Here is a 22,157-nt window from a genome sequence, read left to right as displayed (position 1 = left end):
TTCTGTCTATCACCTGCTTGTTTCCAGTAAAGCCTGAAGACCATAATATAATGCCTTCTCCTCCACTGCATTTCTGTCTTTTTCAAGAAAATAACTGATATAGTCACCGATCAGTGTTCCACTATATTTTTTTTGAAGTGCTTCCAGATCATAGGAAGGCTTTGATTCATCCAGAACCTCTGTTACGTAGCCAAAAGACTTCAGTCTCTCGGGAAGCAGCAGAAGCTCCGGTGCCCTGGTTCCCTGGATCACGATCCTGTAGATATTCATGCGTCCTTTATTCGCCAGATCCGCCTTCAGCATATCTTCCAGAGATGCCTGTGTAGAATCTTCACGCAGCATCAGAAGAATCTGCTCATAGGAACGGCAGGCAAAAGGAACAAAATTTGTCTTAAGCCTTCCGTTTTCCAGATGTCCTTCTATGTATCCATGATCACCCAGATCATTTCTGTCAACAGGCTCCAACGCACCTGCATAAGCTACATTATCCCGGATCAGAATCTGGGGTTTATGAATATGTCCTAATGCAATATAATCAAATCCTGACGCAGCAATTGATTTGATATTCATGGGGATATGCTTCGCATCTCCACCATGAGCCAGTAAAATGTGAACCCCCTCTCCCTCTGCAGGATGTATAGAATCATACAGAGGATTCTCTATTTCCTGATGTTCATAGCTCAGTCCATATACATAAACATCCAGTTTCTCATCTTTCACACAGGTAAGCTGTTCATTCTTAAAAAATGTCACATTCTTTTCCCACTGAAAATCCCGGTAAAAAGAATCAGCCTTAATATAGTCATGATTTCCTGCCATCAGATAAACCCGGGTATCCGGGATGGTGGAAAACAGGTTATTTACTTCTTTCAGTTCCCGTAGAAGAGGCTGGCGGTGGAACAAATCTCCTGCTATAAATAACAAATCCACCGGATTCTCGCGGATACCCGCAATAACCCGGCGGAAAGTTTCCCAGATTTCTTCCTCCCGCCTGCTGCTCCATGGACAGCCCCTGTCAGGAACTGCACCAAGGTGTACATCTGCAAGATGAATAAATCTCATGCCAATCTCTCTTTCTATAACATTTTTGATATCTGCGGATTGCCCTGCAGCTTCAATGCTCCCACAATACTGATATCAGTCAAATTATAAATCACAGTTTTTAACAGTTCTTGGGAATGGAATTACGTCGCGGATGTTGCCCATGCCGGTAAGGTACATTACGCAACGTTCAAATCCAAGACCAAATCCTGAATGGCGTGTGGAACCATATTTACGAAGATCAAGATAGAAGTCATAATCCTCTTTCTTAAGTCCCAGCTCGTCCATACGTTTCTCAAGTTTCTCAATGTCATCCTCTCTCTGGCTTCCACCGATGATCTCACCGATTCCAGGCACCAGACAGTCCATAGCTGCAACAGTCTTGTTATCCTCATTCATCTTCATGTAGAAAGCTTTGATCTCTTTCGGATAATCTGTTACAAATACAGGTTTCTTAAAGATTTCTTCTGTAAGATAACGTTCATGCTCTGTCTGCAGATCGCATCCCCAGAATACTTTGTAGTCAAATTTATCGTTGTTCTTCTCCAGAAGCTCTACTGCTTCTGTGTAAGTAACATGACCAAACTCAGAATTGATCACATGGTTCAGTCTGTCCAGAAGTCCCTTATCAACAAAAGAATTGAAGAAATTCATCTCTTCCGGTGCATTCTCCAATACATAACGGATCACATATTTCAGCATTGCCTCTGCAAGATCCATGTTGTCATTTAAATCTGCAAATGCGCATTCCGGCTCGATCATCCAGAACTCTGCCGCATGGCGGGTTGTGTTGGAATTCTCAGCGCGGAAGGTTGGTCCGAAAGTATAAACATTGCGGAATGCCTGTGCAAAAGTCTCGCAGTTTAACTGTCCGCTTACTGTCAGATTAGTTTCTTTTCCGAAGAAATCCTGAGAGTAATCTACAGCACCCTTGTCATCTGTCGGAACGTTGTTCATATCCAGAGTAGTTACCTGGAACATCTCACCTGCACCTTCACAGTCGCTTCCTGTGATCAGCGGAGTATGCACATAAACAAATCCCTGCTCCTGGAAGAAACGGTGAATCGCATAGGCACACAGAGAACGTACACGAAATACTGCCTGGAATGTGTTTGTTCTCGGACGGAGATGTGTGATGGTTCTTAAGTATTCAAGACTGTGGCGTTTCTTCTGAAGCGGATAATCAGGTGCAGAATTACCCTCTACTGTAACTTCTGCTGCCTGGATCTCAAATGGCTGTTTTGCCTGTGGCGTAGCTACCAGTGTACCTTTGACGATAATAGCAGCACCTACGTTTAATTTGCTGATCTCAGCAAAGTTCTCCATTGTATCATGATAAACTACCTGCAGAGTCTCAAAGAAGGTTCCGTCATGAAGCACGATAAATCCAAAAGTCTTGGAATCACGTACGCTTCGTACCCATCCTCCTACTGTAACCTCTTTGTCCAGATATTTCTCTCTCTCTTTGTAAATCTCTTTTACTGTTGTTAACTTCATATCTATGTTTCCTCTTTCTCCTCATCGTTCTGGATGTTACACATAAAAAGACGAAACGCTGTTCTCGTCTGACAGCCGTCTCGTCTTTTAGTATAGACTATTCCCTGATTTCACGCAAGGAGTAATCTGGTATTTACTGTGTTTTTTATTCGTTACCGGGTACGAAACGAATAGTAACTTTTATCCTGATAATATTTAAATAACATCTATCCTATCTTGGTACCCTCAGCGAATCTATACACTTGGCATAAATTCGCTTGTATGTTTTTGCCGTATAATGCAGACCATCATCGATAGTTCCTGCTCCATAGTGATCACTGGCAAAGCTGTAGCCTGTGGATTTCAGGTAGGAGTACATATCGATATAAGTATATGCAGAAGAAAGATTTGCTTTCATATAATCGTTAAAGGATCTGACTGCCGCTTCGCTTCGGTCTGCTCGTCCTGTATTTGAAAGCATCGTACGGTTCAACGGATTTACTGACATGAAATACAGTTCGCATCCTTTACTTTTAAGCTGCGGTGCAATCCAGTTATAATATTCTACATAATCTGCATAATCTGACAGATCATTTACTCCAAAGTTAAAAATTACCGCTGTTTTCTTAGAAAGAATACTGTTGGTGTCCTTCTGCACCATAGCATAAAGCTGTGACCATCCTGTGGTAGTAAGCCAATTTAATTTCTTTCCCGCAGAGCAGACAAACTTCACATTTTTAATTGCTGATTCTCCCATTCCCTTCAGAACATTCTCCATAAATTCTGTACGGGAATCGCCCACAAAGATTACCTGTTTGTATTTATAGATATCTACCTGCGGGAGCTCAGCTTCTGTAAGATCTTTTTCTGTTGATCTGTTAAATACTACTGCATACAGGTTCATATTACCGTTTACTGTAATCTTCTCTTCTGCCTCATATTCCGGATTCACAGACTGCATTGGTTTTGATGACCATCCCATGAAAGTATAACCTTCTGCATCTCTTACTCCTGGCAGAGAATAGGTAGATCCTTTCGCCAGAGTCGTTTTCTGCCAGGTGCTACCGTCACATCTGTGAAAAGTCAGCTGTACTGCCTTCTTCTGTACCGCATAAAGAGTGATATTCTTGTTGACTGTACATTTCGCCTTTGCTGTTGCTTTCTCAGAATTTTTCTTACTTGACCATCCCTGGTTAACATAACCGGTTCTTGCCGGTACTTTTGCAAAGGTAACAACCGTTCCCTCTTCTACTGTCTGAGTAAGTTTTTGATAAGCCGCATTAGTGCTTCCATTTCCCAGATAGTAGCTGACCGTATAATAATTACTCTTTCTGCGCACTGCATAGAACCGAGTTGCCTTTGTAATCTTTACTGTATCACCGGCTGAATATTCCGGTTCTGTTTCTCCCTTTTCAGTTGTCCAGCCCAGATTTGTATAGCCCTTTACTTTCGGCACATCAGGCAGTGTCACTTTCTGGTTTTTTGACGCATACATGGTGAGCGAAGTATAAATTTTGCTGGTACTTGTTCCATTATTGTTATTGAAAGTAACTGTGTAAGGCAATTTCTTATATACAGCATAGAGAGTCAGTGTTTTTGATACAGTCACATTCTGGCCTGCTTTATAGTCAGCTTTAGAGGCTTTTTTACTCTTTGACCATCCCAGAGACTGATATCCTGTCTTGACAGGCACCTGCGGCATTGTAACTGTAAGTCCTTTTCCGACTTTCTGATTCAGTCTGGTAAATTTACTGTTGCTTGCCCCCGTATTGGTCTTAAAATTCACCTGAAGTGCTGTACGGCGCACAATGTAAAAATCTGTGTCACCGGTCACTGTAAATTCTGAATTCAGTTCATATTTTACAGCAGAACTTCCCTTTGTATCTGTCCATCCATAATTAATGTATTTAGATGATGGCATATCCGGAAGTATGACGTTTTTTGTCTCATATGCATGCAGAATTCCATTGGAAAACACACTGGTTCCTGAATTATTATAAAGGGAAACCGTACATTTCTTTGGCATATAGAAGTTCAGGATGCCTTTTTCGAGAAACAGATTCCAGCTCTCGCCTTTCTTCAGAGTAAGAATATCTCCACCCTTCAGAGTGATCGCATCTCCAAGTTTTTCATTTTTTTCCAGTTTCCACATATCCGGTGCACCTGTATCCGGTACATTGGGAAGGATCAAAGATTCACCCCAGGACATCACTGTTCGCAGCTGTTCACATTCATTTCCTTCTCCGTCTATAAACCGGAGCATTACCTCTTTCTCCGGATTAATCGTCGGCGTGGGAGATGGTGATGGTGTGACTGAAGGAGTCGGTGTTGAAGACGGCATCGGTGTGACCGAAGGAGTCGGTGTTGAAGACGGCATCGGTGTACCCTCCGGTGTCGAAGTCACTGTTGGTGTTGGTGACAGTTCCGATGCCATTACTTTCTCCGAATCAGAAGCTGCCGGCAAAGTATTTTCTGTATCAGTTATGCACGAATCTTCTTCCCCTGAACTGAAAATCTCTTCAAAACTGTCCGGAGTGCCGAACTCTGCTGCCTGTACGGGAACTGTTGCAGTGATCAGTGCCACAGTCAGAAACACACTTGCCAGACGCTTTCCTCTTTTGTGTCTTTTTCTGTACATATTTACCTCCATTTTGCAAAAACGTCCCAACATAAAATATGCGGGACGTTCTCTATGCATTCCCAATCATTCAAAAACATCTTCAGACTGCCCGGCTTTTGATCAGAACCGTCACAACCTGCTCATATGTAAATAATACCAGATTTGTCATCCTGCTATGTAAACACTGTTTTCTTATGGTTGAAAATATTCCTTATAATTTATTGATAAACCTCATAAATGCTTCTCTGCCTTCAGCAGTACATTTATATACGCCGGCATCCTCAAGTACATGAACGAATACATTACCGACTTCTTTTCTGAGAACATCCTGAATGTTGTCTTTATCAAGGTTGTCATATTTCGGAAGGAATTCTGCAACCCACGCTGCATGTTTCTCAATCTTCTCATTGGAAGAAATGTCTTTTCCCTCCAGAATATATTCTGCCAGAAGTTCCAGTTCTTCTTTTAATCTTGCCGGAAGTACGGCAAGTCCCATTACTTCGATCAGACCAATATTCTCTTTCTTGATATGGTGATACTCTGCATGCGGATGGTATACACCAAGAGGATGCTCATCAGTAGTAATGTTATTTCTAAGTGTGAGATCCAGTTCAAACATATCTCCGGATCTGCGGGCGATCGGTGTGATCGTATTGTGCGGTTCTCCATCAGTTTCAGCAAAGATAAACGCACTTTCGTCTGTATAACCTCTCCACGCTTCCAGAACATGTGTAGCAAGCTCTATCAGTCTCTTCTCATCCTTATGACGGATCCTTAAAACTGAAAGAGGCCATTTAACAATACCTGCTTCTACATCCTCATATCCCGGAATAGTCACATGTTTCTCGATCGGTGCTTTTGCCATTGCGAAAGTATAATGTCCGCCCTGGAAATGATCGTGACTTAAAATAGAACCGCCTACGATAGGCAGGTCTGCATTGGATCCCAGGAAGTAATGCGGGAAAAGTTTTACAAAATCAAAAAGTTTGATAAATGTATTCTTCTCAATCTTCATCGGAACATGCTGACTGTTAAAGACGATGCAATGCTCATTGTAATACACATATGGGGAATACTGAAATCCCCAGGGACTGTCATTTACAGTGATAGGAATGATTCTGTGATTCTCTCTGGCAGGATGATTAACTCTTCCTGCATATCCTTCGTTCTCCGGGCAAAGAAGACATTTCGGATAACTGCTGGATTTTACAAGCTTGGCAGCAGCGATTGCCTTCGGATCTTTTTCCGGTTTGGAAAGATTGATGGTGATATCGATTTTACCATATTCACTGTCTACTGTCCATTTCTGATCTTTCTTTACACGATAACGACGAATATAATCGCTGTCCTGACTGAGTTTATAGAAGTAATCGGTTGCTTCCTGTGGATCTTTCTCATATCTGCTCCAGAACTCATTCTGTACCTGTGCCGGACGCGGCATCAGACAGTTCATAAGTCTGGTATCAAAAAGGTCTCTGTACACAACACTGTCTTCTATGAGATTTCTCTTCACAGCCTCATCCAGAAGTGCATTTAATACCTCTTCAAGATCGATATCCCTGTACTCTTCCTCAGGTTCCACATATTCGTCTTCTTTAAAGACATCCAGAAGAAGATTTATTGTATAATTCTTCTCGCAGGCCGGTGTAAGTCCTGTTTCTACTCCGTACTGTACTAATTTTTTAATGTTCTCATATAACATCTGTACGTTCCTCCGTTTCGCTGTTACTGTTTCACTCTTACAGTAACGTGTTTAAACAATAAATTTCTCTGCCACTGTTTGTCCTTTTTAGAATACTCAAATATCAGCGAAATGTAAAGAAGCATTTTTACAATTTTTTGGATGAATAACCGGCAGGTTGCTGTCGCGTTACTGTTCGCTCCGTTCTCAGCTGCCTGCCGGTTATGTTTTTCATCAGTAATTTACTGTTTCTATATAGGTGATAAACACATTTCCGGCTTTCTGGAAAAGATCCGTACTGTCATTCATTCCATACGGATAGGTCTCTTTTTTAACCGGATCATACAGCCAGGTATTATATTCATCATATCCTACGATCACTACGCTTGTATCTGCTCCCGTTTTGGCAATTACCGGACGCTGTGCACTTATCTCGTACAGCACACTGTCCAGACTGCAGCCGGAAAGATCGATCACAGTTCCGGTCTTTTTGAGGCTCTTTTTCAGGGTTTTAATATCATAGGTTCCCTGAAGCACACTCTCCGGAATCCCTTCTGTATCTATCTGCATTTTTGTCTTTTTATTTCCACGTTCCCATACATACTGCTGTGTACGGTTCAGCACTACACCTCCCAGCGTATCTGCACGCAATACAGCCTTCGCCGGATCTGTATAGATACCGTCCAGTCCGCCCTGTCCGTAAACATAATATGCTGTTTCCTGAGGAATCTGAGTGTCCAGAACAATGTCTTTCCGATCGGAACTGCTTACCTTTGCATACATAGTCAGCGGAGAATCTGTCTGTTTGGTTGTGTTAAATACCAGTTTCACACGAACACCTGTCCTGGATGCAGAAATAAGTTCGATTTTTACTGTATTTGCCGCTGCCTTTTTATTATTCATGATCGTATCTTTCTTCTGGGCAACATAAGAGGTTTCTCCGGATTTTGCAGAAAGTTCAAACTCGATCAGAGTATTTCCTACTGAAATATCAGTGATATAAAGTCCGTCTTTCCGGTATTCTTTTTTTACATTTCCTTCAAAATCTTCAATGCGCAGAATGCGGATCCCAACAGATTTATGTCCCTCCTCATCTGTAAGAATATCTTCTTTATTCAGCATTCCATAAATCAGATCTTCATTCATAAATCCAACTGTACGAAGTCTCTGGCCTTTCTGCGGTGCGATCAGTCGGGTTTTACAGGTATCAAAATCAATTTCCTTGATATTTCCCTTTTCATCCCCCTCTGAAACCAGCCAGGCTGCATGGTCATTATTATCGGAAGATACAAAATTCGCATTTTTTATTCCTTTTTCAAGAATTTCACTGGAGTTCTCTTCGATATTGATCCTGTAAAGATTCTTCGCCAGAATCAGAAACAGCTCATTCTTTTCATTGACATAGGACAGTTTTTCAAGATCTTTTTTCAGAAATTCAAATGATTCCGAAACAGGGATAAAGGCTCTTTCTTCTGCCACGTTTTTATCACGATTGTAATGGTAAACTGCAATTCCTTCATATCCTTCATGGCTTCCTCTGTTCATATATCCATAAAGTACGAAATCAATATCTCCTTCATCAGTTACTCTGACGATCTTGATGTCATGCTGAGTTCTGGAATCACGGAAATCTCCGTCCTTCAATTTTCTGAAACTGAAAACCTGATTTACCTTTTCATTGCCCGGTGAATAGGACCACAGATCTCCCTCCTGCACAAAAGCTATCACAGTAGCAGCATCATTCATCATATATTCTACATTCTTATCGCGCACTCCAAGGATAATCCCATCATCCTCATAAACAGGCAGTGTACCATCAAAGACCTGATTTGCAGAACGCTGGAAATCCAGCAGATAAATCCTGGTATCCTGATATTTCATTCTGTAAAATTCTTTTACGTCATATAATTCCGTTTCCTCATCATCATTCTGCGAAGTCAGCTGATATTCCAGCACAACGCTGGCAGTTGTCTCATTGATCTCTTTGATCACAGGAATTCCCTCCTGACACAGCTGCGGAGCAAGATTCCCCCAACTGATCTCACTCAGGGAAGAATTAATATTAATTCCCGAGTAATTCGTTGCTGCTCCTGTTGTCTGTGGTTCCAGATAACTTCCCAGTGCATCTGCTGACTCTTTGTCAAGACACGCTTCATAAAAATATTTTACAAAAGCTGCATAATCTGATGCATGTACCTGTGACCTGGAAACAACTCTCGTATAATAATATGCTGTACCCTCATCCAGTTCCAGGGCAATCTGCATGGAATATTCCTGATTCATACGCAGATCACTGCCAATCTCCACGTCTACGGACAAATACTGATCTTCTTTTACAAGATTCTTAATCTTCTTATTTTCAAGGACTTTACTTCCATCAGATGTACGGATCTCATAAGAAAAACTCTTTACTTCCGAATCATAGGGATTCACTTTAAATGTCAGTTTTTTTGATGTATCCAGAGGAGTCACACTGTCTCTGCTAAAATCCGCCTGCATAGGCTGCGCATATCCATACATCCGGTTTATCAGCGTATCATTCATATCCACCATGACTTCCGGAAACACTGCGTCATTAAAATCAGAACGGTTATCTGTGGATTCACTGTTAAGAAGCAATGCAGTACCTGCTGTACCAAGCAGAAATACCAGAAGAAGAATACCTGCTTTTTTCAGTATCCTTTTCATCGCACACTCCCTTCCTGTTCTTTTTCATTCAGAAGCCTGTCCAGTGTGGGATGGATATTCAGGGCTGCAAGCATTTTCTCCACCTTACCCTGGTCTGATCTTTTCCCTGTTCTGACTGCTCTGATCAGGAGATTCTTAGGTGTATGTTCCATATCAATAAACTCCAGGATCTGGGTATCATAACCTTTGCTCTCCAGAAGATCTGCACGCACAGCATCTGTGATCAGCGCAGACATCCTTTCTTTCAGGATTCCATAGCGCAGAACCGGCTCCAGCATTTCATTTTTGATCTGTTTATTAACTTCATGCTGACAGCAGGGTACGGAAAGAATGACTTCAGCTCCCCATTCCACTGCCTTGGCAAGTGCATAATCGGTAGCTGTGTCACAGGCATGAAGCGTTACCACCATATCCACACAGGATACACCTTCATAATCTGCAATATCACCATGATAGAAATGCAGCTTCTCATATCCGTATCTGAGTGCCAGAGAATTACATTTCTCAATTACATCTGTTTTCAGGTCAAGACCTATGATATTTACATCATATCCTTTTAGTTCTCTTAAATAATAATACATGGCAAAGGTAAGATAACTCTTTCCACAGCCAAAATCCAGAATCGTTATTTCTCTGTCTCTGGAAAGTCTGGGAAGTATATCTTCAATAAATTCAAGGAAACGATTGATCTGTCTGAATTTGTCATATCTGGCATGGATAATCTTTCCCTGTTCATTCATAACTCCCAGATCGATCAAAAACGGAACCGGAACACCTTCTTTAAGAATATATTGTTTCACCCGGTTATGTGCCTGGATCTGAACTTTTTCTTTCTGTTCATGGTGTTTCTGTTTAATAGTCATTTTCCCCTTTTTACTGACAAGAACAACCCCGTCTGTTACTGCACCCTGTGCCTGAAACTGTCTGAAATTCTCTGCAAGTTCTTTTTCCACATATTCAATCAGTTCCGTACGCCCGTAGTTTTTATGCAGAACTTTCTGTCCTTCTGTGGCAGATGCCTGATAACAGATCTGTCCTTTCAGCCGGATCGGACGAATCTTTATTTTTGATATGCCATCTTTATTTCTGCCGGCACTCAGAACAGCCTGTATCAGATTTTCATTTATCTGTTCTTCTAAATATTCTCTTAAATTTTTCATTGCTCTTTCTGTCTGTTAATGTTATATAATCTGTTGTAACTGTCCGGTGTACCAGCAAACCGATTTCCCGAGCAATTACAATCTGTTTTAAAAGTATCTCCTGCAGCGATATCTGCGGCATCTTCTTCTGGATATTTCCTGACAAAGCATTACCTGTATCAGTTCATCCAGAAAATCCTCCCTGATAGCCTGAGTGCTTATTTCCGGTTCCATACTCTCCCTGATCTTGCAGCTTAAATGATAAATCATATATTTATCCGGATATTCATCATAAAGGCGGCTTCCCTCATAATCCATGAGATCACATTCCTCTTCTATTTTCTCCTGAATATGCTGTACAGTCCCCGGATAATAGGATTTCATCAGGTTAAATTCTTTATCCTGCATCCGTTCTCCTTCATACAGAAGAGGATTTGCATATGTGGTATAAAACGGAAAATATTCTTTCAGATACATCGTACGATCCTGCATTCTTTTCGATTGTCTATTTCAGTATATGCAAAGTTCTGCAGACTGTGCCGAAATACAGTTCACGTGCCGCTTTATTTCATCTACTTCTTGCAGATTACAATTCCTGGATCATTCTTACAGTTAATTTGACACTGTGTTCAATTGCCGCCATCTCAAACTCAGCGTAATCCATGTGAGCACTTCCGTCTGCCTTATCAGAGATTGCTCTTACTACAAGGAATGGAATATGGTTCAGATAAGCAGCCTGACCGATAGCAGCACCTTCCATCTCTACTGCAAATCCGCCAAATTCTGAAATGATGGCATCTTTAACGCTCTTATCTGAGATAAACTGATCTCCGGAACAGATTCTTCCTTCAAATACACTGATCTCAGGATTTACTTCTTTACATACTTTTGCAGCCAGTTTACGAAGTTTTTCATCAGCAGGGAAGGAAAATTCATCCATCTGCGGAATCTGACCTTTCTTATATCCGAAGCCGATTGCATCCATATCATGATGCAAAACATCTGTGGAAAGAACAATATCCCCAATATTTACATCATTATTCAGACTTCCTGCAATTCCTGTATTGATCACCGCTTCCACACCAAATACATCTGCAAGGATCTGTGTGCACATACCTGCGTTTACTTTTCCGATTCCTGAGCGTACAACAACTACTTTCTTTCCTTCCAGAGTTCCCTCATAGAAATCCATACGGGCTCTGGATGTAATTGTGACATCCTGCATTTTTTCCTTGATTTTTGCAACTTCCTGTTCCATTGCTCCGATAATTCCGATACATTTCATTATTAAAACACCTCTTCTTTGTATATTGTAATTTTTCATTTTCATGGTATCAGGTTCAGATGTGTAAACAGTGACAAATGTTCCTGACATTTCTTTATTATAGCAAAACTTTATTTATATGGAAACTTTTTTTATCCTCTGTTATAATACAATTGCTATTTTATGTTACTGTTCATATATCACTATTCCGCGAGGTGTTGTGGCATGAATATGCCAAAATCCCGAGACATACAAGCCAAAATTCCATTGCCGCAGGCAATCTGGAATAAATTTTGGCTACGTTACTGAGAACGAAGTAAACAGTAACGTAGTGGTATATGAACAGCAGCATTTATAGTTACATTTTTTCACACAGGAGGAAACATATCATGACGTATAAAACAAAAGGTGTCTGCGCCAGCCATATTGAATTTGAAGTAGATGACAATAAGAAAGTCCACAATGTCCGTTTCATCGGCGGATGCAGCGGAAATACCCAGGGTGTAGCCAGTCTTGTAGAGGGAATGGATGCAGAGGAAGTGATCAGCAGATTAAAAGGAATCAAATGCGGATTTAAGAATACCTCATGTCCGGATCAGCTTTCCACTGCACTGGAGGAAGTTCTGAACAAATAAACAACTGTGGAAATACTGAACAGTTACGCAGGTGACCATATAAAATATCCCACGAAAACTATAGCAAGCCTCTTAAATAATGTAAATTGAATCAATATATTATTTACAAAGATTGCTATAGATAAAGTTTCGTGGGATATTTTTTTAATTTACATATCTGTCCTGTCCCATTTATCACACAGGGACTGAACATCTCTTGAAAATCTTTCCAGATCTTTATTCGGCGTTCCTTCATTTTTCCTGATAACCGTAATAAGCCTGTAACCAAGTGCCAGAAGTTTCTCGAAAGCTCTGGCTGCTCTTGTTGCCTTCGGTGATGCAGATGCTTTCTGGATTTTCACACCCTTTGCCTCATACAGACATACATCGTCTGCCAGATCATAAACCGTACCGCTGAACGGAGCCATTGTATCATACCCCAGTTCATCTGTCAGACGTTTTGCAAAAATCTCTGTGACTGTATCATCTCCATGAGTAACAAAGACTTTCTGCGGTTTCTCCTCAAATGCCTTCGCCCAGTCTAAAAGGCCATTCACATCCGCATGACCGCTGATTCCCGGCATCTGGCAGATATGCGCTGCCACATGAACAGGTTCACCAAACAGTTTCACATCTGCAGCCCCCTCGATCAGTGCTCTTCCAAGAGTACCGACCGCCTGATATCCTACAAAAAGAATCGTATTCTTCTCATTCCACAGATTATGTTTCAGATGGTGCTTGATACGGCCTGCATCACACATACCACTGGCTGAAATGATTACCTTGGGCTCCTCATCATAATTGATCGACTTCGAATCATCACTGGTGACGGAAATCTTCAATCCAGGGAAACTGATTGGATTAATTCCCTTTTTGATCAGTTCCATCGCTTCTTCATCAAAACAGTCATACTGATGCTCCGAGAAAATCGTGGTAGCTTCATTTGCAAGAGGACTGTCCACATATACTTTAAATCCGTCATGTCCATACACCAGTCCGTCTGCCTTGATCTGTCTGATAAAGTACAGCATTTCCTGCGTACGTCCCACTGCAAAAGAAGGAATCACAAGATTTCCTCCTCTGTCAAAGGTTTCCTGGATGATTTCTGACAACAGTTTCACATAATCAGGCTTTTCTCCATGACTGCGGTCACCGTAAGTGGATTCCATAACTATATAATCTGCATGGTGCAGATACTCAGGATCCTTAATCAAGGGCTGGCAGGTATTTCCAATATCTCCGGAGAATACAATCTTTTTCTCTGTATCCTCCTCCCTGATCGTCAGCTCAATACTTGCAGAGCCCAGCAAATGGCCTGCATCAATAAACCGGGCTGAGATTCCCTCTGCAGGAGTGATCATCTTATTGTACGGGCATCCCACAAAGTTTCTGATCACTCCCATAGCATCTTCCATTGTATAAGCCGGAACAAATTCCGGTTTGCCCTGTCGTCTGCCTTTACGGTTTCTCCATTCTGCTTCAAACATCTGAATGTGCGCACTGTCTCTGAGCATAATATCGCATAAATGGCTGGTGGCATCTGTGGCATATACCGGTCCTCTGAACCCCTTTGCATAAATAGCCGGAAGATTACCTGAGTGATCTATATGTGCATGTGTCAGAAGAACAAATTCTATCTCTCCCAAAGCCACTGGTATTTCTGCATTTTCATAATAATCCGGTCCCTGCTCCATTCCGCAGTCTACAAGAAACTTGTGACCTGCTGCCTCCAGATAATAACAGGATCCCGTAACCTCATGAGTTGCCCCGATAAATGTAATCTTCATATAAAAACCTCCCTTCAGATTTTGATGTACTCTCGGAATCTTTTTGATATCCCCAATTGTTTTGCTGCATTTTGCCTGTTTAACCCGGCAACTTTTTACTGCTTTTATGATCCTTCTATATTGTATTAATTATACACTACAATGAAACAAATTAACAATATCTTTTCTGAAAACAAAAAGCAGAAACAGTTTTTTTTCGACTGTTCCTGCCTTTCTTTGCATCTGCCACGTAAGAATTTTAAAAATTTGCCGATATTTTAATGATTCTCTGTCGGTCAGTGCATAAATATATAACGTTTTGTTCCGAGCCTTTGATCCGCACCCTTATCCGAAGAATAAAATGCCGGATTTCTGCTTCGCAAACTTTCATTACATATACTATGCGAATCAAATCGGCAAATATCACACAAAAAAATAAAATTTTTTTATTTTTTTTCAAAAACGGATGTTTTCTGATATGTCTGCGTATTTTTATCCGGATATCGACAGTCAGCTATAGCAGTCATTCCCACCAGCGCAGTCAACATAACTACTGCCACTGCGGCAGCTGCAGATTTCAGGATTCTGTGAGTCCTGTTCCAGTCATACTCAAGAATTTCAAGTTTTTCCTTTGCTGCCCTGGTGCTTCCTGTCTTTTCAGCCCTGGCTGCTTCATTGAAATCCCCTGTTTCTCTCAGTCGGGTGATCAGCCGATCATACCCCGCCCGGATCTTCTCCTCGGATTCTTCCGGAAATTCATCCCATGAGGTTTTGCCTGCTACGTTCAACAATGCGGATTCAAGTATTTTGGTTTCCGCATCATACTGCTCTTGAAGTATTTGGTCTATCTGCTGATTTTTTGTCTGTATATCTGTTTTGTTCTTCATAATATTTAACTTTCCTTGACAAGTTCTCCCCCTGGGTTCATATTAAATAGTAACGTATAGCAATTCCATAAAATAATGAATCCGGACATTTTCGCAGGATTTCACATATTCCCGGATTCCCTGCAGTCTTTTATAGAATTGTTGTAACTATTCAGAATAAAACAGGAGGAATCTCTATGAAACATATTGTGCTCACCGGCGGCGGCACAGCCGGACATGTGACTCCGAATATTGCTCTGATCCCACGCCTTAAGGAGCTTGGATACGAAATTTCCTATATCGGATCCTACGATGGAATCGAAAAAAAGCTTATTGAAGAAATGAATATTCCTTATTACGGAATCTCATCCGGAAAGCTGAGACGTTATTTTGATCTGAAAAACTTCACAGATCCATTTCGTGTACTGAAAGGATTCGGTGAGGCCAAAAAATTATTGAAACAATTAAAACCAGATGTGGTTTTCTCCAAGGGTGGCTTCGTGACTGTCCCGGTTGTAATCGCTGCCGGTCGACGTAAAATTCCTACCATCATTCATGAATCAGATATGACTCCCGGACTTGCAAATAAGATCTGCATTCCATCTGCCACAAAAGTATGCTGTAACTTCCCTGAGACTGTAAAAAGTCTTCCTGCTGACAAAGCAGTACTTACAGGTACTCCTATCCGTCAGGAATTATTAAACGGAAGTAAAGAGGCAGCCCGCGAATTCTGTGGTTTCACAGATGACAAACCGGTTCTTATGGTGATCGGCGGAAGTCTTGGTGCTGCATCTGTCAATGAAAATATCCGCAAAATCCTTCCGGAACTTTTAAAAGAGTTTCAGGTTATCCACCTGTGTGGTAAGGGAAAAATGGATGAAAGTCTCAAAGACACAAAAGGATATGTACAGTATGAATATATTAAACAGGAGCTTGCCGATCTGTTTGCTCTGTCTGATATCGTTATCTCCCGCGCAGGTGCCAATGCAATCTGTGAACTGAATGCTTTAAAAAAACCCAATCTTCTGATCCCGCTTTCTGCAAATGCCAGCCGCGGTGACCAGATCCTCAATGCACGTTCATTTGAACGCCAGGGATTCAGCATGGTACTTGAGGAAGAAGAGATTACAGAAAGCACACTTTTAAACGCAATCCGCGAACTGTACCAGAACAGAGAGTCCTATGTTCATGCCATGTCAGAAAGCAGTCATATGAATTCTATTGAAAAAATCACCGGGCTGATCGAAGACTGCGTAAATAAACAGTAATCACCGGGTTATTTTCTTATATTCCCTGGCAAGCCAGCGTCTCGTCCTCATGACTCTGTTATTCACATTATTTTCTGTGATATGATAATGTCTGGCAACGAGACGCGTTGGTATGTCATATAACGTTACACTGACATAGATTTCATAATTTGTCCTGTTCTTTTCTCTCAGTTTTTCAAATATCGACTGCAGGTATCCTGCTGCCTCCAGATTCAGAACAATCTCATCTACACGATTACCTTTTCTTACCCGCATATCTGTCATTTCCAGAATCGCATCTGAGTTCGCATATTCATATTTCCTGAAGGCCTTTTTGCGATGATCGGATGCCTTATGGTAGCTGATTCTGACAATCAGATTCTCCAGTTTCTTTTCATCTGAAAAATCCACACTCCGGCCCATATGAAACAAAGTCTCAAATACATCCTGACAGACATCTTCTGCTTCATCTTCATCGCCAAGGATAAATTTTCCAATATTGAACGCCCGAGAGCGGTATTTCCTGTAGATACTTACAAAATCTATATTCTCCATCTTTTGCAATGTGCTGTATCAGAATATCAGGACAGCTGCTCCTTTACTTTTAACAGGATTTCTTCTTTATCTGCATCACTGAGTTCACCCGGGTGCCATGTGATTCCCACCTGATCTCCTTTATATCTCGGAATCAGATGCATATGAAAATGAAATACTGTCTGCCCTGCACACTCGCCATTATTCTGTACAATATTAAATCCGTCACATTTCAGTGCTGCTGTCATTGCTGTCGCCATTTTCTTTGCAAGAATCATTGCCTTTGCAGCCATTTCATCCGATAATTCATAAATATTGGCAGCATGCGATTTCGGAAGGATCAGCGCATGTCCCTTACTCGCCGGGCCCAGGTCAAGAATTACCCTGAAATTCTCATCCTCATAAAGTGTTGCAGCAGGAATCTCTCCATTAGCGATTTTACAAAAAATACAATTTTCCATCTTTAAATCCTTCTTTCTTAAAATTCAAGATTTTGATTTGCAATAATCAGTAATACTTGTCGTTTTATTGCGAATTTTTCAGGACGAAATCAGTTGCGGCTGAAAGTTCACAATGATACACTTTTCCTGAGGTGATAATATGCAGATTGAAATAACAAAACAATCAGAAAAAGATTTTCGTTTTCTTTTATCCAGACTTTCACATGAAATCCGTAATCCGGTCACGCTGATCAACAGTGAACTTCAGTTGATGGCTTCCTCTCACCCGGAACTGTGCAGTTACAGACAATGGGACAGTCTTATGGATAACCTTGAATATGTAAAAGAACTGCTGAAAGAACTCTCTGACTTCAGCCATGCGCAGACAGTTACTCTTGTTCCCGTAAATCCCGCGGAATTTCTGACCACTGTTTTATCCTGTCAGAAAAACACTCTGGACTATCTGGGAATCCGGCTGGAAATACATGTGGAACATACTTCTTCACCTGTTTTTCTTGACCGGATAAAAATGCGTCAGGTCATATTTAACCTGATCAAAAATTCCTGTGAAGCCATCGATCAGCTAGGCGGAAAGATTATTGTAAATCTCACCCCTGCAGATTCCGGCATCTGCATCTGTATTAAAGATAACGGATGTGGTATGACGCATAAGCAGACTGAGAATATCTTTCATCCCTTCATTACATATAAACCGGAAGGAACCGGTCTCGGGCTTGCAGTAACAGCAGAAATCATCTCTGCACACCATGGTCAGATCAGGGTTTCCAGCACTCCCGGTCAGGGTTCTGCCTTTTATATTTATCTGCCGGCATCCCCTGAATAAAGGTCGGTTATCCTGCACGCTGCGAAGGGTGATAAAGCAGAACTGCAAGCAGGAATCCACAGATAAGACCGCCTACATGTGCCGCATTGTCCACCCCTTCGCTTGTAAAACCAAAATAAAGCGAAAAAGCAGCCATGATCACTACCTGTCTGGCAGAAAGATCTTCAATATGACCTCTGCCCCTGATCACAGCATAGATCATTGCACCCATCACAGCAAACACTGCACCGGATGCACCTGCCGAAACTGCAAAATCCGCACTGTCCAGTTCCAGGAACAGACACAGCAGATTTCCACCCATTCCTCCCAGAAGATAGATCAGCAGATATTTCAGTTTTCCAACTGTACGCTCCAGTCTGCCTCCAAGCACAAACAGTACCAGCATGTTATTTCCAAGATGCTGCGGTCCAAAATGAAGGAACATACTTGTAAAGATCCTATAGTATTCTCCCTGCATAATGGCGGGAGTATATGCCGCTCCGCACTGAAGCATATGCATGGTATCCTCTGATCCTCCGGTAAATTCCACTGCAGTAAAAACAAGAATATTCGCCAGAATGAGAAGCACTGTAACCGGTGCCTTTTTCAGTTCTTCCAAGTTTTACCTCTTTTCTGTTTCTTTATCTCAAAAACAATGTACCATTACTAATTGTAGCAGACCTCCTGTATTTTGTAAAAACATTTATTCCAGAAATATATATCTTGCCTGTGCAAAATCCACTTCATCTTCCGGTTCAAGCTGATATTCCTCATCCGGACGAAGTAATCTTCCATTTACAGACGTTCCGTTTCTGGAATTCATATCACTAAGGAAATAGTTTTCTTCTTTTTTTCGTATTTTTGCATGGATACGGCTTACGGTAGGCAGGCTGATCACCGCATCACAGGCAGTTTCCAACTTTCCGATCACAGTCAGATCTTCATTGAGATAAATGGTCGCCAGTTCTCCCGGTTCTTTGCTCACCAGACTTGCAGGTCCGCTTACTGTTCCGGCAGATAGTACTACTGTTTCACCATAGTCCATATGTATCCGGGATGATTCGGAAGTTTTTTGTCCACAGTCTGACATTTTCTGCCCATTCACCGGCTGACTCTGATTTGTTTGCTGATTTCTCTCCACTGTCTGGGACAGGTTTTCATATAATCTGTCCTCCCATTTCTGCTCTGACACTTTTCCTTCTGCTTCTTTCCATCCTGATCTTTTCCCTGATGTTTTCTTTTCTGTTTTATTCCATGATGGTATATTTCTTATTTTTTCTATGTGTCCCACTGTTTCTCCTGATGCATACGGCTGTTCCGGGAAATGCGAAACTTTTTTTGTCTTTATAATACGCAGGCCCAGCATGATACCCGCTATAGCTATAACAATTACACCAAGTATGGTTTCCATTTCCACATGTGGCAGATATCCCTTCAGGATAGCAGCTGCCAGTCCACAGATCAGAACAGCAGCCGGCACAATAACACCGACCGGGTTCAGTCGGCCGGGTTCTTTTGAATCTTCTCCTTCTCTTACAAATTCATTCCGGTTTTCATTATCTTCCGGGAAAGTCTCTTCTTCTGCAAACTCCATCTCCTGCTCTGTCTTTTTTGCATTTATTTTTTCTTTCTTCTCCCCATTTACATCTGAACTCTGAGTTTTATATAATTCTTCTTTAATATGCTCCAGATGAAAACTGTCTTCCATTGCTCTTTTATATACTCCATATCCAAGGATTACCGCATCCTGATCCTGATGGTCTATTTTCGGCAGAATATATTCTGTCAGAAGCTGAAACTGTTCTTTAATATCCTTCTCATATCCGGGCATCATACAAAAATAAATCTGTCTTTTTTCAATATCTGTATAAATATATTCCGGCGACATTATAAACTGTCCGGGATTGATCAGATATTCCGCCGCATCTTCCATAGCCTTTACAAAACCACCGAAAATAAGCCTGAGATCTTCAACTCCCATCTTCTTTTCTTCATACAGCACATTCACCGCCTGTTTCGAAGTAATATCAAAATAGATAAAAAATCTGCCATCCATCCCCTGTATCCTGCACTTCAGAAGAGAGGGAATCACATTTCCCGCAAGCATCCTTACCTGATAGGAATCTGTATTGATCTCATTCTCACCATAGACAATGAGATAATTATGATTCATATCCCTCTTATATTCTGTCCGCATACTATTCTATTCCCCCATTTCTCTCAGTACCGCCTGCGCCGCCCGCAGTCTGCGGATATGTTTCACCGGATTTATCACTGCGGATTTCCCTTCTGTCCTCAAATGCCAGCTCAGATTGCCATACGACGAGATCGTGTCCAGGTCATAGGTTACCTGCACTTCTTTTCCCACATTTGTCTGGGTACCTAAATTCTCCGCCCCGAAAAAGCCAATACTCCCCAGCTCCTCACTGCGCATCCTTGCAGTATCATATATTTCTCCATTTTTCTTAATCCCTTCCATGCTCCCGCTTACTGCCGATTCATAAGCTGCCGCTGTCAGCCATGCCCTGTTATGTACAAAAAAGCTCAGATAGATAAGTCCCATCAACACCAGCAGGATCAACGGCATGACACAGGCAGTCTCGATTGTAAAACTTCCCTTACGAATTATACTGTATTCATTTGTTATACAAAAATTATCTTTCATATCAAAAATCCTCCCAGATATCCTGCCAGCAGAAATGGCACAAACGGTATCTCCGTACTTCCCTTTCTGCAAAATCCCATCATCATGATGCCGGACCATACTGCACTGCAGATCATTCCTATAAAAAGTGTTGAAAAAAATTCTTCCGGGTACAGCACTGTCCCCAGTGCCATAAGCAGCCAGCCATCGCCCATTCCCACAGCACCTTCTGTAAGGATGCTGATCAGCACAAAGAGAAAACCTGTCCCCACGCACATAAGAACCTCCGGAACATTTCTTCTGCTATATATTGTCCACACAGTTCCGCAGACTGCAAATATTATGATCAGCAGAAGAGAAACCTGCTTTTTTCTGATATCTATCCATGAATTTATTCCCAGAAATCCAAGTACACATATTTCTTTTACGCCATTCATCTCCATATACATCTCTCCGGCAAAATTCAGCCACACCTGCTACATGCTCCCATTTCCGAAACAGAGGAAGCTTTTACCAGTCTTACCGAACGTTTCAGCCCACTGCAGGACTCCAGATTATGGTATCTGTTTCCCTGTTCCGTAACATATACCACTCCTGCCGGATTCTGATTCCTGCTGCAGATTTCACAGGCTGAATAATGCTCCCCGTACTTATTGGATGCAGATTTTGCGGAACTTCCGGGAATTTGTTTTAATGAAACATTCAGATAGCTGCAGCCCGGATTTTTATGGTACACACTGCCCGAGTCAGTTACATAAACCATCGGTTCTGTTTCTCCCTGCTCTCCTCCATTGTCAGGAAATTCGGTTCCTGTCCATGCATGGACTTTTACATGGTTATAAACTACAACATCCGGAAGAGGTATCAGTCCACCAAAGGGTTTATACGTGTAGATATCCGGCAGCGTAATATCATCAACACTGTCCCCACCCGGAAGATACGCATACATTCCCGCCTGTTTTGCCTTCGTACACAATGCAGTCAGATGTTCCGTCTGCAGTTTATATATATCCATAAACGAAATCAGCGTAACCATTCCCAGGAAGAACAGCGGCAGTACAAGTGCTGTTTCTACTGCCAGACTTCCCTTCTTAATCTTTCCCCGAAAAGAGGTGCAGAAAGATACTTTTACAGAAGAAACTTCTCCAATATGTTCTTTTGCATTTGTCCGAAAATATTTCCGACTCTTTTGGGGGAATAAAAGATCGTAAATATTGCTTAGAGAGACTTTTCTCCTTTCATAAATTTTTTTATCTTTTTTTCCGATTTCTTCAATGCTTTGTTTTTCTTTCTGTAAAAGCATCTTTTCACACC

General features: G+C 41.6%; 20 protein-coding genes. 3 read left to right on the top strand and 17 right to left on the bottom strand.

The window, feature by feature from the left end:
- Positions 1-9: 9 nt before the first annotated feature.
- The 8 genes from LI074_RS08205 to LI074_RS08170 form a co-directional block, all read right to left on the bottom strand.
- Entirely contained in the window at positions 10-1,062 is a 1,053-nt protein-coding gene (locus tag LI074_RS08205; protein ID WP_055152030.1) for a metallophosphoesterase family protein, read from the bottom strand.
- A gap of 84 nt (positions 1,063-1,146) precedes the next feature.
- The gene (gene asnS / locus LI074_RS08200) at positions 1,147-2,538 is read right to left on the bottom strand and encodes an asparagine--tRNA ligase (RefSeq protein WP_173679386.1); all 1,392 of its coding nucleotides are present in this window, start codon (positions 2,536-2,538) and stop codon (positions 1,147-1,149) included.
- A gap of 211 nt (positions 2,539-2,749) precedes the next feature.
- Complete coding sequence (locus LI074_RS08195) at positions 2,750-5,155, bottom strand: InlB B-repeat-containing protein (RefSeq protein ID WP_173698084.1); 2,406 nt, start codon at positions 5,153-5,155, stop codon at positions 2,750-2,752.
- A 193-nt stretch (positions 5,156-5,348) separates the two neighbouring features.
- Entirely contained in the window at positions 5,349-6,839 is a 1,491-nt protein-coding gene (galT, locus tag LI074_RS08190) for a UDP-glucose--hexose-1-phosphate uridylyltransferase (RefSeq protein ID WP_008706957.1), read from the bottom strand.
- Between the two features lie 213 nt (positions 6,840-7,052).
- On the bottom strand, positions 7,053-9,506 hold the full coding sequence (locus tag LI074_RS08185) for a hypothetical protein (protein ID WP_173698085.1): 2,454 nt from the start codon (positions 9,504-9,506) through the stop codon (positions 7,053-7,055).
- Positions 9,503-10,666, bottom strand: a complete 1,164-nt coding sequence (locus tag LI074_RS08180) for a class I SAM-dependent methyltransferase (protein ID WP_008706963.1) — start codon at positions 10,664-10,666, stop codon at positions 9,503-9,505. The genes LI074_RS08185 and LI074_RS08180 overlap by 4 nt, the downstream gene beginning before the upstream one ends.
- Before the next feature lie 87 nt (positions 10,667-10,753).
- Positions 10,754-11,122, bottom strand: a complete 369-nt coding sequence (locus LI074_RS08175; RefSeq protein WP_022379846.1) for a hypothetical protein — start codon at positions 11,120-11,122, stop codon at positions 10,754-10,756.
- Positions 11,123-11,231: 109 nt separating this feature from the next.
- Positions 11,232-11,930, bottom strand: a complete 699-nt coding sequence (locus LI074_RS08170) for a 5'-methylthioadenosine/adenosylhomocysteine nucleosidase (protein ID WP_008706966.1) — start codon at positions 11,928-11,930, stop codon at positions 11,232-11,234.
- 368 nt (positions 11,931-12,298) lie between these two features.
- On the opposite strand from LI074_RS08170, the gene LI074_RS08165 reads away from it, so the two are divergent.
- Entirely contained in the window at positions 12,299-12,544 is a 246-nt protein-coding gene (locus LI074_RS08165) for a TIGR03905 family TSCPD domain-containing protein (RefSeq protein ID WP_008706968.1), read from the top strand.
- 149 nt (positions 12,545-12,693) lie between these two features.
- On the opposite strand, the gene LI074_RS08160 is transcribed toward LI074_RS08165, so the two are convergent.
- Positions 12,694-14,310, bottom strand: a complete 1,617-nt coding sequence (locus LI074_RS08160; protein ID WP_055057657.1) for an MBL fold metallo-hydrolase RNA specificity domain-containing protein — start codon at positions 14,308-14,310, stop codon at positions 12,694-12,696.
- Positions 14,311-14,735: 425 nt separating this feature from the next.
- A complete protein-coding gene (locus LI074_RS08155) occupies positions 14,736-15,176 on the bottom strand; it encodes a hypothetical protein (protein ID WP_118569164.1) in 441 nt (146 codons plus the stop codon).
- Positions 15,177-15,352: 176 nt separating this feature from the next.
- Here LI074_RS08155 and LI074_RS08150 point away from each other — a divergent pair, with 176 nt between their 5' ends.
- Positions 15,353-16,423 carry an undecaprenyldiphospho-muramoylpentapeptide beta-N-acetylglucosaminyltransferase gene (locus tag LI074_RS08150; RefSeq protein WP_008706972.1) on the top strand — a complete coding sequence of 357 codons (1,071 nt, stop codon included), beginning with the start codon at positions 15,353-15,355 and terminating at the stop codon, positions 16,421-16,423.
- Here the strand turns inward: LI074_RS08150 and LI074_RS08145 are convergent, their stop codons facing one another.
- Both LI074_RS08145 and LI074_RS08140 read right to left on the bottom strand, forming a co-directional pair.
- Positions 16,424-16,957, bottom strand: coding sequence for an RNA polymerase sigma factor (locus tag LI074_RS08145; protein WP_008706973.1), 534 nt, complete (start codon positions 16,955-16,957; stop codon positions 16,424-16,426).
- 26 nt (positions 16,958-16,983) lie between these two features.
- A complete protein-coding gene (locus LI074_RS08140; RefSeq protein ID WP_025578568.1) occupies positions 16,984-17,397 on the bottom strand; it encodes an HIT family protein in 414 nt (137 codons plus the stop codon).
- A 139-nt stretch (positions 17,398-17,536) separates the two neighbouring features.
- On the opposite strand from LI074_RS08140, the gene LI074_RS08135 reads away from it, so the two are divergent.
- On the top strand, positions 17,537-18,220 hold the full coding sequence (locus LI074_RS08135) for a sensor histidine kinase (RefSeq protein WP_265107663.1): 684 nt from the start codon (positions 17,537-17,539) through the stop codon (positions 18,218-18,220).
- Positions 18,221-18,227: 7 nt separating this feature from the next.
- Here the strand turns inward: LI074_RS08135 and LI074_RS08130 are convergent, their stop codons facing one another.
- The 5 genes from LI074_RS08130 to LI074_RS08110 all read right to left on the bottom strand — a co-directional run bounded on the left by LI074_RS08130 (position 18,228) and on the right by LI074_RS08110 (position 22,146).
- Positions 18,228-18,818, bottom strand: a complete 591-nt coding sequence (locus LI074_RS08130) for a rhomboid family intramembrane serine protease (RefSeq protein WP_020993258.1) — start codon at positions 18,816-18,818, stop codon at positions 18,228-18,230.
- Between the two features lie 84 nt (positions 18,819-18,902).
- Complete coding sequence (locus LI074_RS08125; RefSeq protein WP_167338128.1) at positions 18,903-20,372, bottom strand: DUF6382 domain-containing protein; 1,470 nt, start codon at positions 20,370-20,372, stop codon at positions 18,903-18,905.
- Positions 20,373-20,402: 30 nt separating this feature from the next.
- Positions 20,403-20,864 (bottom strand): TadE family protein, encoded by a 462-nt coding sequence (locus LI074_RS08120; protein ID WP_025578565.1) that lies wholly within the window; start codon positions 20,862-20,864, stop codon positions 20,403-20,405.
- Complete coding sequence (locus LI074_RS08115; protein ID WP_226840026.1) at positions 20,861-21,286, bottom strand: prepilin peptidase; 426 nt, start codon at positions 21,284-21,286, stop codon at positions 20,861-20,863. Before LI074_RS08115 ends, LI074_RS08120 begins: the two co-directional genes overlap by 4 nt.
- Before the next feature lie 20 nt (positions 21,287-21,306).
- Positions 21,307-22,146, bottom strand: coding sequence for a TadE family protein (locus LI074_RS08110; RefSeq protein WP_055053365.1), 840 nt, complete (start codon positions 22,144-22,146; stop codon positions 21,307-21,309).
- Positions 22,147-22,157: the final 11 nt, after the last annotated feature.

The sequence above is a fragment of the Blautia sp. MSK18_10 genome, assembly GCF_020553185.1.
GTDB classification, from domain to species: domain Bacteria; phylum Bacillota; class Clostridia; order Lachnospirales; family Lachnospiraceae; genus Blautia_A; species Blautia_A wexlerae.
The sequence above is the reverse complement of the archived record's forward strand: the minus strand, read 5'-3'. Positions and strand labels throughout refer to the sequence as shown.